Source organism: Pelomicrobium sp. G1, from assembly GCF_051905455.1.
GTDB lineage: Bacteria > Pseudomonadota > Gammaproteobacteria > Burkholderiales > UBA6910 > Pelomicrobium.
Genome location: NZ_JBQACR010000010.1, coordinates 105,683 through 120,239, shown reverse-complemented (window position 1 = coordinate 120,239; position 14,557 = coordinate 105,683). Strand labels below are relative to the sequence as shown.

The window sequence follows — 14,557 nt, the reverse complement described above, 5'->3', positions numbered from 1 at the left end:
TACAAAGGCGCAGAGCACGCAAAAGAAGAGACAGCTCTTTTCTTTTTATGAAGTTTTTTTGTGCCCTTTGCGCCCTTCGCGCTGAAAATTTCTTTTTCTTCTTTCCTCTGTGTCTTGTGGTGAAACTGCCTAGCCGCCCTCGGCCCGGCCGGCGGGCGCATGGGCCGGGGGTGCTTCGGCTCCGCCGCGAGCGGCGGCCACCTGGGCTTCCAGCTCCTCGGTGGTAAGGATCTCGCGCTTGCCGACGATGAAGGTGTACATGGTGGGGATCACGTACAGGGTGAAGAAGGTGCCCACCGACACGCCTCCCACGATGACCCAGCCGATTGCCTGGCGAGACTCCGCGCCAGCGCCGGTGGCGAGCGCGATCGGGACGGCGCCGAACGTGGTGGCCAGGCTGGTCATGAGGATGGGGCGCAGGCGCAGGGACGCGGCCTCGATCACCGCCTCCAGCTTCTCCCGCCCGCGGTCCCGCAACTGGTTGGCGAATTCCACGATCAGGATGCCGTTCTTGGTGATCAGGCCGATCAGCATCACCAGCCCGATCTGGGTATAGACGTTGAGCGTGCCGTAGCGCGGGTTGATCAGCGACTGCACGTACATGGCGAGCACCGCCCCGGTGATGGCCAGCGGCACGGTGAGCATGATCACGAAGGGGCTCCTGAAGCTTTCGAACTGGGCCGCCAGCACCAGGTAGATGAAAGCCAGCGCCAGCACGAACACGAAGTAGAGCTGCCTTCCGGACTCCCGGAACTCCCGGGACTGGCCGTCCAGATCCGTGGTGAAGCGATTGCCCAGCTCCTCGGCCGCCGCCTGGTCCAGAAAGTCGAGGGCTTGGCCCAGGGTGTAGCCGGGCGCAAGCCGCGCCGAAAGGGTGGCGGCACGGAAGCGGTTGAAGTGGTTGAGCTCCCGCGGCGCCACCCCTTCCTTGACCGTCACCAGGTTGGAGAGCTGGATCAGTTGGCCGTTACGGTTGCGCACGTAGATCTGGGTGAGGTCGGAGGGCTCGACCCGGTCTTTGTCCTCCAGCTTGACCACCACATCGTACTGCTCGCCCTGGCGCTTGAAGCGGGTAACGTCGCGGCCGCCGAGGAGCGTCTCCAGGGTGCGCCCGATGGTTTCGATCTCCACCCCCACCGCCGCCGCCTTGTCCCGGTCGATCTCCACGGCCAGTTGGGGCTTGCTGAGCTTCAAGTCCGTGTCCACGTTGATCAAGCCCGGGAATTGCTGGGCGCGCTCCATCATCCGCTCCGCCGCCCGCTCCAGCTCTTCCCAGGAGGTGCCCTGGATCACGTACTGCACCGGCGCGCTGCGGAAGCTCTGGCCGAGGGACGGCGGATTGATGGGAAACGCCAGCACCCCGGGCAGCTCCTTCATCAAACGGGGGGTCAGCTCGTCGGTGATGTCCAACTGGTTGCGCCGCCGTGCGCTCCAGTCGTGGAGGTTCACGAAGGCGAGGGCATTGTTCACCGGGTTGGGCTTCTCCAGCCCCGGCGCCACCACGGTGAAGAAGGAACGGATCTCCGGGATCTCCTTGAGGATGCGCTCCAGATCCCGGGTATAGCGGTCCGTGTACTCCAGCGTCGCCCCTTCCGGCGCAGTCAGCACCACGATGAAGATGCCCCGGTCCTCCAGCGGCGCCAGCTCCGAGCGCAACTGCATGAACAGGGCCGCGCCGATGCCGGAGACCCCGAGGAAGACGGCCACCACCAGCCCCCGGTGCCGCAGGCTCCTCTCCAGGGAGGAGCGGTAGGCCCGGGCGAGCCAGTGGAAGAACCCCTCCAGGGCGTTGTACAGCCGGCCGTGCCGCGCCTGGTGGCGCAGGAGCTTGGAGCACATCATGGGGGTCAGGGTGAGCGCCACGAATCCGGACACCAGCACCGCCGCCGCCACCGTGAGGGCGAACTCGGTGAACAGGCGCCCGGTGTTGCCCGTGGCGAAGGCGAGCGGCGCGAACACCGCCGCCAAGGTGATGGTCATGGCCACCACCGCAAAGGCGATCTCCCTCGCCCCCTGGAACGCGGCGGCGAGCCGGTTCATCCCTTCCTCGATGTGGCGGTGGATGTTCTCCAGCACCACGATGGCGTCGTCCACTACCAGGCCCACCGCCAGCACGATGCCGAGCAGCGTCAGCACGTTGATGGAAAAGCCCAGCGCCCAGATGACGAAGAACGCGCCGATCAGGGACACGGGGATGGTCACGAACGGGATCAGGGTCGCCCGCAGGCTCCTCAGGAAGAAGAAGATGACCAGCACCACCAGCACCAGCGCCTCGGCGAGAACCCTGTACACCGCGTCGATGGAGGCCTCCACGAACACCGAGCGGTCGAAGGACACGTTGAGCCGCATCCCGTCGGGAAGCGTCTGCTGCAGGCGCGGGATCATGGCCTTCACCCCGTTGGCCACGTCCAGCAGGTTGGCGGTGGACTGCTTGACGATGCCCAGCCCCACCGCCTCCCGGCCATCGACCCGCACGATGTTGCGGTCGTCGTAGGCCCCCAGCTCCGCCCGTCCCACGTCCTTGAGCCGCACCGGGTAATTGTTGACCTCCCGGATGATCAGGTTGTTGAACTGTGCGGGGGTCTGCAGGTCGGTGGCGGAGAGCACCGTGAATTCCCGGTTGCGGCTCTCGATGCGCCCGGCGGGGACCTCCACGTTCTGCCGCCGCAGGGCGTCTTCCACGTCCTGCACGGTGACGCCGTAGGCGGCGAGCCGTTCCCGGTCGAGCCAGATGCGCATGGCGTAGCGCCGCTCGCCGCCGATGATCACGCTGGCGACGCCGGGGATGGTCTTCAACGCGTCGGCCACGTAGCGGTCGGCGTAATCGGTGATCTCCAGGGGATTGTGGCGGTCGCTGGAGAGCCGCAGCCACATGATGGCCTGGGCGTCCGCCTCCACCTTGGCCACCACCGGGTCGTCGGCGGCCTCGGGCAGGAGACTCCGGCTGCGGGCCACCCGGTCGCGCACGTCGTTGGCCGCCGCGTCCACATCCCGCTCGGTCACGAACTCGATGGTGATCGAGCTCACTTCCTCCCGGGAGACGGACTTCAAGGTCTTGATGCCCTCGATGCCCGAGAGGGCGTCCTCCAGGGGATTGGTGATCTGGCTCTCCACCACCTCGGCGCTCGCCCCCTTGTACACGGTGCGCACCGACACCACCGGGGCGTCGATGTTGGGATACTCGCGCACCGTCAGCCGCAGGAACGAAATCGCGCCGAGGAGCACGATGACGAGGCTCATCACCGTGGCGAGCACCGGGCGGCGGACCGATATTTCGGGAAGAAACATGGGACGCTATCGTGAAATATCCGGGCAGGCCTACCTGCTGCCGAGCTTCGCGGCCGTCGCCGACGCCGACCCGAGGAGGGCGACCGGAGCCCCGTCCCGGATGCGCTGGTGACCGTCGGTCACCACCAGCTCGCCCGAGGCGAGCCCGCTCAAGATCTCTACCTGCCCTGGTTGGCGCAAGCCCAGGGTCACCCGGGCGAGCACGGCGCGGCCCTCCACCACCTTGAAGACGAAGAAGTCCTGGCCCCGGGGCACGATGGCCTCTTCGGGGACCACCAGAGTGTTCTCCCGCGTTCCGAGGGTGAGGCTCACCCGGGCAAACATGCCTGGCTTGAGCCTCACACCCGGGTTAGGAATTAGGGCACGCAGCAGTACGGTGCGGGTCTGCTCGTCCACCGCCGGCTCGATGGCGTAGATCCGCCCCTTGAACTGCTCGTTCGGATAGGCGTCCACGGCGACCGCCACCTCCTGGCCGACCCTCAGGCGGCTCAGGAACACCTCCGGAACGCGGAAATCGAGCTTGAGGGTGCCGATGCCCTCCAGGCGGGCGATGTCCTGCCCCTTGTTCACGTAGGCACCGGGGCTCACCTGCCGCAAGCCCACGACACCATCGAAGGGGGCGCGGATCACCATCTTGTCCAGGCGCGCCTTGATCTCGGCCTGGCGAGCCAGGGACTGGTTCAGGTTTTCCCGCGCCTCGTCCAGGGCCTGGGCGCTGATGAAGTTCTTTTCCCTGAGCTCTTGGGCCCGCTTGAAGCGGTTGCGGTTAAGGGTGACCTCGGCTTCCACCGCCGCGAGCTGGGCCTCGATTTCGGACGCATCCAGGGACACCAGCCTGGCGCCCCGCTTCACGGACTGGCCTTCGCTGAAGTGGATCTCGCTGATCCGGCCGTCCACCTCCGGCCGGATGATCACCGACTCGTTGGCGAGAAGGGTGCCCACGGCGCCCACCTCCTCCCGCAAGGTGGCGCGCTTGACTTCCACCGCCCTCACCGTCACCGGCGTGGGGCTTTGATCGCCCGAAGAGGCGGGTTTCGCCGCCACGGAAGGGGGGTGGGAATTGCGCCACCATAGGCCCGCGCCCCCCAGCACCCCCAGGGCGAGAACTGCGATCAGCGCTGTCTTTGCTGCCTGCTTCAAGGAAAATTGAGAAAAAGTTTCTAAAAATATCTTAGTCTAACGTTGCACCGGCGGTGCTGCCAGCGAAATAATTCCGGGAAATCATTCAGAGCCCCTGAATCATGCGTTTGACCCTCGAGGCGCTCCACGTCCTGGACGCCATCGACCGCAAGGGCAGCTTCGCGGCCGCCGCCGGAGAGCTCCACCGGGTGCCCTCCGCCATCACCTACACCGTGCAGAAGCTGGAAGAGGACCTGGGCGTCAGACTGTTCGACCGGAGCGGCCACCGGGCCGTTCTCACCGAGGCGGGGAGGGAACTGCTCGAGGAAGGCCGCCGGATTCTGCGGGCCGCCGACGCCCTGGAAGCCCGGGTCAAGCGGGTCGCCACCGGCTGGGAGGCGGAGCTGCGCATCGCCTACGACGACATCCTGCCGGTGGATCCCGTCCTGGCGCTGATCGGCGAGTTCTACCGGGCCGAGTGCGGCTCCCGCATCCGGCTCCAGGCCGAAGTGCTGGGGGGCTGCTGGGACGCCCTGCTCACCGACCGGGCCGACCTGGCGATCGGCGCCCCCGGCGAAGGTCCCCCGGGGGGCGGCTACACCGTCCGTCCCCTGGGCCGGGTGGAGTTCGTCTTCGCCGTGGCCCCGGGCCATCCCCTCGCCTCGGCGGAGGAACCCCTTTCGAGCGAGCAGATCCTACAGCACCGGTCGGTGGCCGCCGCGGACAGCTCCCGCCAGTTGCCCGCGCGCACCACCGGCCTGCTCTCGGGCCAGGACGTGCTCACCGTCCACAACCTGGGCACCAAGGCCCGTGCCCAGGCGCTGAACCTGGGCGTGGGCTACCTGCCCCGGCACGTGGCGGAGCCCTACCTGGCCGACGGGCGGCTGATCGCGAAGCGGACCGGGGAAGAGAAGGCGCCGGCGCCCTTGTTCCTCGCCTGGCGCACGGCCCACCGGGGCAAGGCGCTCGCCTGGTTCGTCGAGCGGATCACCGGGGACGCCTCGTTCCGGGGGCGGCTGAAGCTTCTGCCTTAATCCTGGTCCGCGGCCTGCTCCCGCTCGATCTCCCGGCGCACCTGGTCCATGTCCAGGGCCTTGGCCTGTTCGATCACGCTCTCCAGGGCGGAGGCCGGCAGGGCCCCCGGCTGGGCGTAGAGGATCACCTGCTCGCGGAACACCATCAGGGTGGGGATCGAGCGGATGCCGAAGTGGGCCGCCAGGGCCTGCTCCTCGTCCGTGTTCACCTTGCCGAAGACGATGCCCGGATGCCTCTCCGCGGTCGCCTCGAATACGGGGGCGAAGCCCCGGCAGGGACCGCACCAGGGCGCCCAGAAGTCGATCACCACGAAGTCGTTCTGGGTGACGACTTCCTCGAAGTTGTCCTTGGTCAGCTCCACGACGGCCATCGCGATCCCCCTGGGAGGTGAAAATAAAAGTCCTGTTGTGACCATCGGGAAAACCGGGAGTTCACGGGACTGCCACGACGATCTTGCCGAAATGCCCGCCGCTTTGCTGGTAGCGGTAGGCTTCGGCGGCCTGCTCGAACGGGAACACCCGGTCGATCACGGGCGTCAAGCGCCTTTCGGCGATGAACCGGTTCATGGCGTCGAAATGGGCCCGGGACCCCACGTAGATGCCGTTCATGCGGGCGTTCTTCGCCACCAGGGGAAAGAGGCTGCCCGTGGGCGCGCCGAAGCCCGTCAGCACCCCGATCAGGGCCACGTGGCCACCGGCGGCCAGGCTCGCCAGGGACTTTTCCAGGGTGCCGGGGCCGCCCACTTCCACCACGTGGTCCACGCCCCGCTTATCGGTCAGGCGCCACACTTCCTTGTCCCAGTCCGCTACAGCCTTGTAATTGACGGTCTGCCACGCGCCGAGTCCCCGGGCGCGCTCCAGCTTGGCGTCGCTCGACGAGGTCACGATCACCCGCGCGCCCAGGGCGACGGCGAACTGCAGCGCGAAGACGGATACGCCCCCCGTGCCGAGGGCGAGCACCGTCTCGCCCGCCTCGAGCCCGCCCCGTACCACTAGGGCCTGCCAGGCGGTCACCGCCGCGCACGGCAAGCAGGCCGCTTCCTCGAAGGATAGATGCTCGGGGAACCGGACCAGCCCCTGCTCGGAAAGCGCTACGTATTCGGCCAGCATCCCCGGCGCGTCCCCGCCCAGGGCGGAAGCGTGGTAGCGCATCTCGAAGGGGCCGTCGATCCAGTCCTGGAAGAAACAGCCCGCCACCCGGTCCCCGGGCTCGAAGCGGGTGACGCCTTCCCCCACCGCCTCCACTTCCCCCGCGCCGTCGGAAAGGGGCACGAGCCCCTGGGTCTTGTCGCCGAAGCGGCCTCCCGCCACGATCAGGTCCCGGTAATTGAGGGAGCAGGCGCGCACCCTCACCAGGACCTGCCCCGGACCGGGGACGGATTTCGCCTGCTCGGTGATGACCGGAACGTAGGCTTCGCCCTGCTTCTGGAGCTGATACTGTCTCATGGCATTCCTCGATCGCTTGAGAACCCTCTTGCTTCCGTGGCGCGCTGAAGCGCCCATGCGCCCTGCTCGGCTCCGAGACGGATTTGAATCAAATCATCCGTATGTCGATCCCAACGAGGGATTTCGCCCGTTTGGCCAGCTTGCCGTCGAAGGTGGCGAAACGCAGCGTAGCCACGGCGCTCGATGACAAATGCAGCGCATCGGCAAAATCAAGTCCCGCCTCGTACCTCTTGAGCGCCTCGGTCACCTCGACGCTGTCCTCGGCCGAAACATTGGGCAAACCGAGGAGGTCCTCCATGGCCTTAAGGATCGCCTGGCGATCGTACTTGTAGCCTCCCCGCAACACCCACTCCAACTCCAGGAGAACCGTCTTCGGGATAAAGATTCCCCCGCGCTTCATCAACTTGAGCGCTCGGGCGGCTTGAGCCGGGTCGTCGTTCGTCAGGAAACGGGCAAGGACGTTGGTATCGACGGCGATCATTTGCGCTTCTTCGCCTCTTTGAGTATGGCCCGCTCCATGTCTTCGATGGAGAGAGCCGGTCCCTTGCGCTGGAGGCAGCCGAAGACCTCTTCATGGCGCTTGGGCTCGAATGGCTTCAAGGGCTTGAGCAGCACACCCTCCGCCACCGCCTCCACGGCAAAGCGCATCCCTGGCTTCCAGTTATAGGCGTCCCGCACCGGCTTAGGCAGGATCACCTGCCCCTTCGACGAAAGCTTGGTCGTTTCCATCCCGTTTCTCGGCGTCACCTTAGTAAGATTTAAGTAAGACATGATACGCGCGTCCAAGGGCTCGAGCAACGCCTATGGAACCTCAATGCAGCTTCACCCGCGGCTCGATGCGTCTGAGGATAAGCCGCGCCAGGGTATCGAAAAAAGTCTTCACGAATCCATGCAGTGCATAGAGGTGCATGGTGTACAGGGAACGGTACATCAGGCGCGCAAACATGCCTTCCACCCAGAGGGCGCCTCCCACCAAGGCGCCCATGAGGCTGCCCACGGTGCTGTATTCTCCCAGGGAGACGAGGGAACCGAAGTCCCGGTAGCGGAAAGGGAGCGCAGGCTTTCCCTGGAGCCGCCGCTCCAGGGTCTTGGCGAGCACCGAGGCTTGCTGGTGGGCGGCCTGGGCCCGGGGCGGAACGCAGCCTTCGTGTCCCGGCCAGGGACAGCAGGCGCAATCGCCCAGGGCGAAGACGTCCGGGTCCCGGGTGGTTTCCAGCGTCTGCCGCACCACGAGCTGGTTGAGCCGATTCACTTCCAGCCCGTCCAGGCGGGCCAGGACTTCGGGCGCCTTAATGCCGGCGGCCCACACCGTGAGCTCGGCGGGCACGAAGGCGCCGCTCGCGGTGCGCACGCCCTTCGGCGTCACCTCCGTCACCCGCTCGCCGGTGAGCACCCGCACGCCCAGGTCGCCCAGCAGCTTTTCCGCCGATTTCGCCAGCCGCTCAGGAAGGGCCGGCAGGATGCGAGGAGCCGCCTCGATCAGGGCGAGGCGAATGTCCCGCTCCGGGTCGATGCGCTCGAAGCCATAGGCCACCAGCTCCCGGGTGCTGTTGTGCAGCTCCGCCGCCAGCTCCACCCCGGTGGCGCCCGCGCCCACGATGGCCACGTGAAGCTGCTCCTCGGAAAGGGGCTCCCGCTGGAAATTGGCCCGCAGGCAGGCCCGGATGAGCCGCCGACGGAACAGTTCGGCGTCCCGGGCGTCGTCCAGGCTGATGGCGTACTCCGCGGCCCCCGGCGTGCCGAAGTCGTTGGTGTGGCTGCCGATGGCGATCACCAGCAAATCGTAGCCGAGGGCGCGGGCGGGGATGAGCTCGGCCCCGTCGTCGTCCACTACGGGGGCCAGCTTCACCTCCTTCGCCCGGCGGTCTAAGCCGGCGAGCTCCCCCAACTGGAAGCGGAAATGGTGCCAGCGGGCCTGGGCCAGGTACTCCAGGGCGTGATCGTCCAGGTCCATGGTGCCTGCCGCCACCTCATGCAGCAGGGGCTTCCACAGATGGGTGGTGGACTTGTCCACCAACACCACCTCGGCACGCCGGTGCCGTCCCAGGCGGTCTCCCAGGCGGGTGGCCAGCTCCAGGCCGCCAGCGCCTCCGCCCACGATCACGATGCGGGGCGGACGCGTCATGCCGGCGGCTCCCGTTCCAGGGCGGTGAAAAAAGCCGCCGCCTTGTCCAGGGTTTCCTGGTACTCCGAGCGCCAGTCGGAATCGGCCACGATGCCGCCGCCCGCCCAGAAGCGGGCCCGGCCGCCGGAAATCACCAGGGTGCGGATGGCGATGTTCGTGTCCATCGCCCCGTCGAAGCCGATGTAGCCGATGGAGCCGCAATAGATGCCGCGCCGGTGGGGCTCCAGCTCCTCGATGATCTCCATCGCCCGCAGCTTGGGGGCGCCGGTGATGGAGCCGCCCGGGAAGCAGCCGCGCAGGAGATCGAGGGCGTCCTTGCCCGGCGCGAGGGTCCCGGTGACCGTGCTCACCAGGTGGTGCACCGTGGCGAAGCTCTCCACCTCGCACAGCTTGGGCACCCGCACCGAGCCGATGGCGCAGCTCTTGCCGAGGTCGTTGCGCAGTAGGTCCACGATCATCACGTTCTCGGCCCGATCCTTGGGGCTCGCCCGCAGCGCCTCCCGCAGGGCCGCGTCCTCGCCGGGCTCGGGGGAGCGGGGCCGGGTCCCCTTGACGGGCTTGGTCTGCACCCGCCGTCCCCGCACCTCCAGGAACTGCTCGGGGGAGCAGGACAGCACCTGGCCCCAGGGGGTGGCGAGGTAGGCCGAGAAGGGCGCCGGGTTGACGGCCCGCAGCCGCCAGTACAGGAGCCAGGGGTCCCCGTCCACGGCGACGCTGAAGCGCTGGGCCAGGTTCACTTGGTAGCAGTCTCCGGCGCGGATGTAGTCCAGGATGCGCTGAACGGCCTCGGCATAGCGGCGGCGGGTGAAATTGGAGGCGACCGGACCGAGCACTCGGAAGGGCTCCCGGGCCCGGGGCGGCTCCGGACGGAAACAGTGGGCGAGGAGCGACTCCCACCGGTCCCGGGTCCTCTCGTCCCGCCCCGCGGAGACGAGCCACGCCCGGCTCTCCCGGTGATCCACCACGATCGCCCAGTCATAGATTCCCACCGCCATGTCAGGAAACCCCTCCTCGTCCCGGGCGATGGCGGGCAGGGTCTCGATGCGCCGGCCCAGGTCGTAGGCGAAATAGCCCAGGGCACCGCCGGCGAAGGGCAACGAGGGCGCCCGGGCGGGCGGCCCTTCCTGCCCTTTGCCGCAAGAGGCGAGGAGCCGCCGCATCAGAACAAAGGGGTCGTCCCGGGAAACCTCCCGGCCGCTGTCCCGGACGATCTCGGTCTCCGGCCCCCGGGTAATGAGCAAGGCGACGGGCTCGGCAACTACGATGTCATAGCGCCCGGCGCCGGCGCTATCCAGAAACGCGGACCAGGGCCGGTCCGCGAAGGGCTCGAACAGGACCGCAGCGTCCGGGCGATAGGGGATCTCGGCGAGGGTAGGGGCCGTTTTCGCGAGGGAAGAAAACATCAGGCAGCACGATCGAAAGGGCTCCCATGATACCACCCGCCGGTCCTGCCCTTGGGCCATAATGGCCGCCACCGGTTCTTCCTCCAGGCGCGATCGATGGCATGGCGGCAAAGTGCGGGGTTGTGGACCCTAAACGGCTTCACCGGCCTGCGGCTCGACCGGGACGCCCGCTCGCGCCGAGACGAGGCGGAGCTCGCCCGCCTGCTCGGCCGGTCCGACACCCGCATCCTGCCGGTGTGGCGCGGCCTGCACTGGATGGCGGAAGGCGCGCCGCGGCCGCTCACGCTTTCGGCCTCAGAGGTCGGGGCCTTGCTCGGGGCCGCCGATTCCCTGGTGTATCTGGGGCGGGCGGAGGGCGCTCCCGTATTTGCCGCAGGCTTGGAGGACGAAGGGCCGGCGGCCCGGCTTACCCAGCAGGGAAACTGGCGTGAGCTGCGCCAGGTGGCCTCGGCCCTCCCCGCGGACCAGGCGGCGCTCCTCGCCTACGCCCGGGCCCTGGTCCTGTGGCACCAAGCGAGCCGCTTCTGCGGGCGCTGCGGGCGGCCCACGGTGAGCGCCGAAGGCGGCCACGTGCGCCGCTGCACCGGCTGCGGCCAGGCGCTTTTCCCCCGCACCGATCCGGCGGTCATCGGCCTGGTCCACGGCCCGCGGCGCTGCCTCCTCGGCCGCCACGGGGCCTGGGCCCAGGGCATGTACTCCACCCTCGCCGGGTTCGTCGAACCGGGCGAGGCGCTGGAGCAGGCCTTCGCCCGGGAGGTGGAGGAAGAGACCGGCGTGCAGGTGCTGGAATGCCGCTACCACAGCTCCCAGCCCTGGCCGTTTCCGGGCTCCCTCATGGTGGGTTTCCTCGCCCGGGCGCAAGAGGCGCCCCTCGCCGTGGATCCGGAGGAGCTGGAGGACGCCCGCTGGTTCTCCCGGGACGAGCTGGCGGCGGGCTTGAGGGCTGGCGCGCTCCGGCTTCCGCCGCCCGTTTCCATCGCCTTTCGCCTGATCGAGGACTGGTTCGATCAGGAGGCGACTACTCCCTTGAGCGCCATCGTTTCCAATCAGGAGGCCAAGCCATGACCGCCTACATCATCGTCGACGTGGAGGTGATCGATGCTGAGGGTTACGCCGAGTACGCGAAACGGGTTCCGGAGACGCTCGAACCCTTCGGCGGAAGATTTCTCGTGCGCGGCGGCCGTCGCGAGACGCTGGAGAGCGGCTGGCAGCCGAAGCGAGTCGTGATGCTGGCGTTTCCGTCCATGGAGAAAGCGAAAGCCTGGCGGGCTTCCGAGATCTACGCGGAGCCGAAGGCCCTGCGCCAGCGCACGGCCAGCGCTCGTATGATCGCCGTGCAGGGGGTGGCATGAGGGTGAGCTCACCCGCCAGGTTGCCCCTCCCCCGGGAGCGGTGCTAGCATCCCGGCGCGCCGTCGGCTCGCTTCCATGCTCCCGCGTTTCCTACGACCCGCGCGCCGGCTGTTCCCCGGCCTGGCCGCCCTCGCCCTTGCCTCCCTGATCGGGTCGCCCCTAGCCCATGGGCCCTGGACGCAACCCGTCATCTGGGCCGGGACCGACGTCTGCACGTCCGGGGATCGGGGAGGCGCGCCGCAAAAACCGGCCTCCCTGCCCCATTCCCAGTGCCTGGTGTGCCTCGCCTTTCATCAGGCGTGTTGTGACCCGCCCCTTGCCCCTTCCGCCCTCCGGCCGCTTGCCGCGGCCGACCTCCGGGCAATCCCGTCCGATGCGGATGCACCCGCAGAAACCCGCCGCGGCCTGGTGCCTCCTTCCCAGGGGCCGCCAGCGTTTTCCTGACCGGCTTTCCCGAGACGGGTTCGTGATCATTCCGTGAACTCTCCCGCGGCCGCCGCCCGCGCCGCGGCCAGGATGCGATGTTCCAGGCGTCACGGCCTGACCGAAGACAAGCGCGCCTTGACCACCGATAGAAGGCTCTACCGGATCGCGCTTCTCTAACGTACTCGACAAGAAGGAGAAACCCATGAAGATTTTTCTCAAGCTGGTCCTGTTCGGGACAAGCCTGATGGGGGCCCTGACCCTCGCCCAAGGCTCAAGCGTGGCGGTGGAAAAAGCCTGGTCCCGAGCGACCGCCGAAGGCGCCTCCACGGGCGCCGTGTATCTCGTCCTGAAAAACGATGGCCCCGCCGACCGGCTGGTGGCCGCCAGCGCCCCGGTCGCCGAACGGGTCGAGCTCCACATCATGTCCATGGAGGGCGGCGTGATGAGGATGCGGGAGCTTCCCGCCATCGAGGTGCCGGCCCAAGGGACGGTGGAGTTCAAGCCGGGCGGCCTCCACCTCATGCTGGTCGGGCTCAAGCAGCCCCTCAAGGAAGGAGACCGCTACACCCTCACCCTGAAGTTCGAAAAGGCGGGCACCGTCCAGGCCCCGGTCACCGTCGCTCCCCTGGGCGCGACGGGCCATCCGGACACCCACCACAAGGGTCATTGAGGATGTCGGCGGCGCCGAGCGGCCCGGACAAGGCCCCTCGGCACCCACCTGATCGTCAACCTGGCTGAACAGCGGCGACGGACGGAACCGGATTGATGAGTCGGCACCACCCCATGGCCGGCCCGCGGAAAGTGAGGAAAATCGCCCCTCTCCGTTCAACGGACGGACGTCGCCGCCGCCACGGCGGTCTGCGGTTGCAAGCCGAACATGCGGATGGTTTTCTCGATGAAGGGCTTATACTGGTCTGGCGCGTTCCGGTACCAGTTGGCGAGATACTGCTCGAAAGAGCCGGTCGCGTCCTCTTCCTCCAGGTTGAGATAACCGATGGCGCCCCAGTACTCGGGATTCTCTTCGAACAAAGGCAGCAGGATATTGGCTACCAGCTCGTTCTTTTCCCTCAAATAAGGATCCCGGCGCAGCCGGAGCTGGTGCTCCCGGTACCAGGCGGCTAGGGTCACGCCGGCAGGCAACCGGCGATGGGCCTCTTCCAGGAAATGCTCGGCGTAGCGTTCGAACGCCGGGGCGTATTCCTTCCAGTGGAGGTAAGGCGGCGCTTCTTCGGAGAGCTGCCAGGACTCGGCCAGCCGCCGCAGGGTGAACAGGGACGCCGCCTCGCACACGGCTTCGTCGAACCACTGATTGTGAGCCGCCGTCTTGTCCCCGTGCCGGTCGTAGTTCGACAGGATGTGGGCGAATTCGTGGGCGAACTGGTAGGCGTACTGGGACCAGCGCCGGTCCTTGGCGCTCAGATGCACGATGTACTCGCCGTGGGGCCCTTTTTCGTATTGCGTCAGCGGATTGCCCGCCGCGGGCACCACGAGGATGGGCTTGAGGCTACGCTTCGGGAAATAAGCCCAGAGCTCCTGGGCCACCGAATAAAGCAGCTTTTCGATGTCCCGGGGATCCGCGTTGCCCCAATCCCCCTTCACCACGTGAATGGCGAGCCGCCGGGTCTTTGCGGCGGGGTGGCTCTTCGATTCGACTTTTTTCCCGGGATAGATCTTGGCGTAAGGACCCGTGGCATGGGCCGGCAAGGTCATGAGCAGGACGAGCCCGATGTAGGCGAGAACAAAAGGCAATCGCATCGGGGTCCTCCTCTCCGGCAAGCTAACCCCGAGACACGGAAATCGAAATTATTTTAATCTGGAAGCGTCCGCCCAGGTAGCCGTTTGCAGGCACCGGTTTGCGCTGCAGACTTGGCTCGTCGAAGCCGTCGTCGCCATTCCCCGGGCTCGCCGATCAGGCGATTGAAGCCCGCTGAGCGGTCTGATCGACGTCGTGGTCGACTGGTTCGGAGCGAGCAATTACGCCAAGGGGGCTTGATTAGCAAAGATGCCGAAAATGGACACGGGGATGGATTCAACGCGTCCGCGATCGACGCCTGACCCGGGTCCATCGGCGGCATGTCAGTCCGCCGCGGGAAATGGCCCAAGCCCGCAGCCACTTGGTGGGAGGCACCATGAGCCGCAAATACGTCGATTGTCGCGAATACCCCAGCGAGATGAACTGCACGCTCGCGTTGTGCGCAGACACCGAGGAGGAGCTTCTGGAGGCTGCCGTGCGGCATGCAGTCGCCGTTCACCACCACCAGACCTCTCCCGAGTTCCGCCAACAACTGCGGCAACTGTTCAAGAACGGGACGCCACCCGAATAACTCGCCCCTGAACCGTGCGCCGGAGCGAGGCGAGGAGCGG

Annotated in this window: 14 protein-coding genes; 5 read left to right on the top strand and 9 right to left on the bottom strand. The window is 67.3% G+C overall.

Going from position 1 to position 14,557, the window contains the following annotated elements; genetic code table 11:
• Nucleotides 1–129: 129 nt before the first annotated feature.
• Both ACTFO6_RS11340 and ACTFO6_RS11335 read right to left on the bottom strand, forming a co-directional pair.
• The gene (locus ACTFO6_RS11340) at nucleotides 130–3,288 is read right to left on the bottom strand and encodes an efflux RND transporter permease subunit (protein WP_439934565.1); all 3,159 of its coding nucleotides are present in this window, start codon (nucleotides 3,286–3,288) and stop codon (nucleotides 130–132) included.
• Between the two features lie 30 nt (nucleotides 3,289–3,318).
• Complete coding sequence (locus ACTFO6_RS11335; protein WP_439934564.1) at nucleotides 3,319–4,428, bottom strand: efflux RND transporter periplasmic adaptor subunit; 1,110 nt, start codon at nucleotides 4,426–4,428, stop codon at nucleotides 3,319–3,321.
• Between the two features lie 101 nt (nucleotides 4,429–4,529).
• On the opposite strand from ACTFO6_RS11335, the gene ACTFO6_RS11330 reads away from it, so the two are divergent.
• Nucleotides 4,530–5,441: a LysR family transcriptional regulator gene (locus tag ACTFO6_RS11330; protein ID WP_439934563.1), complete on the top strand. Its 912-nt coding sequence runs from the start codon at nucleotides 4,530–4,532 to the stop codon at nucleotides 5,439–5,441.
• Here the strand turns inward: ACTFO6_RS11330 and trxA are convergent.
• The 6 genes from trxA to pabB all read right to left on the bottom strand — a co-directional run bounded on the left by trxA (nucleotide 5,438) and on the right by pabB (nucleotide 10,415).
• Nucleotides 5,438–5,812, bottom strand: a complete 375-nt coding sequence (trxA, locus tag ACTFO6_RS11325; protein ID WP_439934562.1) for a thioredoxin — start codon at nucleotides 5,810–5,812, stop codon at nucleotides 5,438–5,440. The genes ACTFO6_RS11330 and trxA overlap by 4 nt on opposite strands.
• 61 nt (nucleotides 5,813–5,873) lie before the next feature.
• Complete coding sequence (locus ACTFO6_RS11320) at nucleotides 5,874–6,887, bottom strand: zinc-dependent alcohol dehydrogenase family protein (protein ID WP_439934561.1); 1,014 nt, start codon at nucleotides 6,885–6,887, stop codon at nucleotides 5,874–5,876.
• An 88-nt stretch (nucleotides 6,888–6,975) separates the two neighbouring features.
• Complete coding sequence (locus ACTFO6_RS11315) at nucleotides 6,976–7,368, bottom strand: type II toxin-antitoxin system VapC family toxin (RefSeq protein ID WP_439934560.1); 393 nt, start codon at nucleotides 7,366–7,368, stop codon at nucleotides 6,976–6,978.
• Nucleotides 7,365–7,616 carry an AbrB/MazE/SpoVT family DNA-binding domain-containing protein gene (locus ACTFO6_RS11310; protein ID WP_439934559.1) on the bottom strand — a complete coding sequence of 84 codons (252 nt, stop codon included), beginning with the start codon at nucleotides 7,614–7,616 and terminating at the stop codon, nucleotides 7,365–7,367. Before ACTFO6_RS11310 ends, ACTFO6_RS11315 begins: the two co-directional genes overlap by 4 nt.
• A gap of 82 nt (nucleotides 7,617–7,698) precedes the next feature.
• Complete coding sequence (locus ACTFO6_RS11305) at nucleotides 7,699–9,012, bottom strand: NAD(P)/FAD-dependent oxidoreductase (RefSeq protein ID WP_439934558.1); 1,314 nt, start codon at nucleotides 9,010–9,012, stop codon at nucleotides 7,699–7,701.
• The gene (pabB, locus tag ACTFO6_RS11300; RefSeq protein ID WP_439934595.1) at nucleotides 9,009–10,415 is read right to left on the bottom strand and encodes an aminodeoxychorismate synthase component I; all 1,407 of its coding nucleotides are present in this window, start codon (nucleotides 10,413–10,415) and stop codon (nucleotides 9,009–9,011) included. The genes ACTFO6_RS11305 and pabB overlap by 4 nt, the downstream gene beginning before the upstream one ends.
• Nucleotides 10,416–10,511: 96 nt before the next feature.
• On the opposite strand from pabB, the gene nudC reads away from it, so the two are divergent.
• The 3 genes from nudC to ACTFO6_RS11285 all read left to right on the top strand — a co-directional run bounded on the left by nudC (nucleotide 10,512) and on the right by ACTFO6_RS11285 (nucleotide 12,863).
• Nucleotides 10,512–11,480, top strand: coding sequence for an NAD(+) diphosphatase (nudC, locus tag ACTFO6_RS11295; protein ID WP_439934557.1), 969 nt, complete (start codon nucleotides 10,512–10,514; stop codon nucleotides 11,478–11,480).
• Nucleotides 11,477–11,767 (top strand): DUF1330 domain-containing protein, encoded by a 291-nt coding sequence (locus ACTFO6_RS11290; protein WP_439934556.1) that lies wholly within the window; start codon nucleotides 11,477–11,479, stop codon nucleotides 11,765–11,767. The genes nudC and ACTFO6_RS11290 overlap by 4 nt, the downstream gene beginning before the upstream one ends.
• 628 nt (nucleotides 11,768–12,395) lie before the next feature.
• Complete coding sequence (locus tag ACTFO6_RS11285) at nucleotides 12,396–12,863, top strand: copper chaperone PCu(A)C (protein WP_439934555.1); 468 nt, start codon at nucleotides 12,396–12,398, stop codon at nucleotides 12,861–12,863.
• Between the two features lie 155 nt (nucleotides 12,864–13,018).
• Here ACTFO6_RS11285 and ACTFO6_RS11280 read toward each other — a convergent pair whose 3' ends face one another.
• Nucleotides 13,019–13,948, bottom strand: coding sequence for a hypothetical protein (locus ACTFO6_RS11280; protein WP_439934554.1), 930 nt, complete (start codon nucleotides 13,946–13,948; stop codon nucleotides 13,019–13,021).
• 374 nt (nucleotides 13,949–14,322) lie between these two features.
• On the opposite strand from ACTFO6_RS11280, the gene ACTFO6_RS11275 reads away from it, so the two are divergent.
• Nucleotides 14,323–14,517 (top strand): DUF1059 domain-containing protein, encoded by a 195-nt coding sequence (locus ACTFO6_RS11275; RefSeq protein ID WP_439934553.1) that lies wholly within the window; start codon nucleotides 14,323–14,325, stop codon nucleotides 14,515–14,517.
• Nucleotides 14,518–14,557 lie beyond the last annotated feature (40 nt).

Bases quoted from the DNA above. Each gene is read 5' to 3' on its own strand.
- nudC (WP_439934557.1), top strand. From the start codon at position 10,512: ATGGCATGGCGGCAAAGTGCGGGGTTGTGGACCCTAAACGGCTTCACC.
- ACTFO6_RS11280 (WP_439934554.1), bottom strand. From the start codon at position 13,948: ATGCGATTGCCTTTTGTTCTCGCCTACATCGGGCTCGTCCTGCTCATG.
- ACTFO6_RS11315 (WP_439934560.1), bottom strand. From the start codon at position 7,368: ATGATCGCCGTCGATACCAACGTCCTTGCCCGTTTCCTGACGAACGAC.
- ACTFO6_RS11330 (WP_439934563.1), top strand. From the start codon at position 4,530: ATGCGTTTGACCCTCGAGGCGCTCCACGTCCTGGACGCCATCGACCGC.
- ACTFO6_RS11285 (WP_439934555.1), top strand. From the start codon at position 12,396: ATGAAGATTTTTCTCAAGCTGGTCCTGTTCGGGACAAGCCTGATGGGG.
- ACTFO6_RS11290 (WP_439934556.1), top strand. From the start codon at position 11,477: ATGACCGCCTACATCATCGTCGACGTGGAGGTGATCGATGCTGAGGGT.
- ACTFO6_RS11305 (WP_439934558.1), bottom strand. From the start codon at position 9,012: ATGACGCGTCCGCCCCGCATCGTGATCGTGGGCGGAGGCGCTGGCGGC.
- ACTFO6_RS11275 (WP_439934553.1), top strand. From the start codon at position 14,323: ATGAGCCGCAAATACGTCGATTGTCGCGAATACCCCAGCGAGATGAAC.
- ACTFO6_RS11320 (WP_439934561.1), bottom strand. From the start codon at position 6,887: ATGAGACAGTATCAGCTCCAGAAGCAGGGCGAAGCCTACGTTCCGGTC.
- ACTFO6_RS11340 (WP_439934565.1), bottom strand. From the start codon at position 3,288: ATGTTTCTTCCCGAAATATCGGTCCGCCGCCCGGTGCTCGCCACGGTG.
- trxA (WP_439934562.1), bottom strand. From the start codon at position 5,812: ATGGCCGTCGTGGAGCTGACCAAGGACAACTTCGAGGAAGTCGTCACC.
- ACTFO6_RS11310 (WP_439934559.1), bottom strand. From the start codon at position 7,616: ATGGAAACGACCAAGCTTTCGTCGAAGGGGCAGGTGATCCTGCCTAAG.
- pabB (WP_439934595.1), bottom strand. From the start codon at position 10,415: ATGTTTTCTTCCCTCGCGAAAACGGCCCCTACCCTCGCCGAGATCCCC.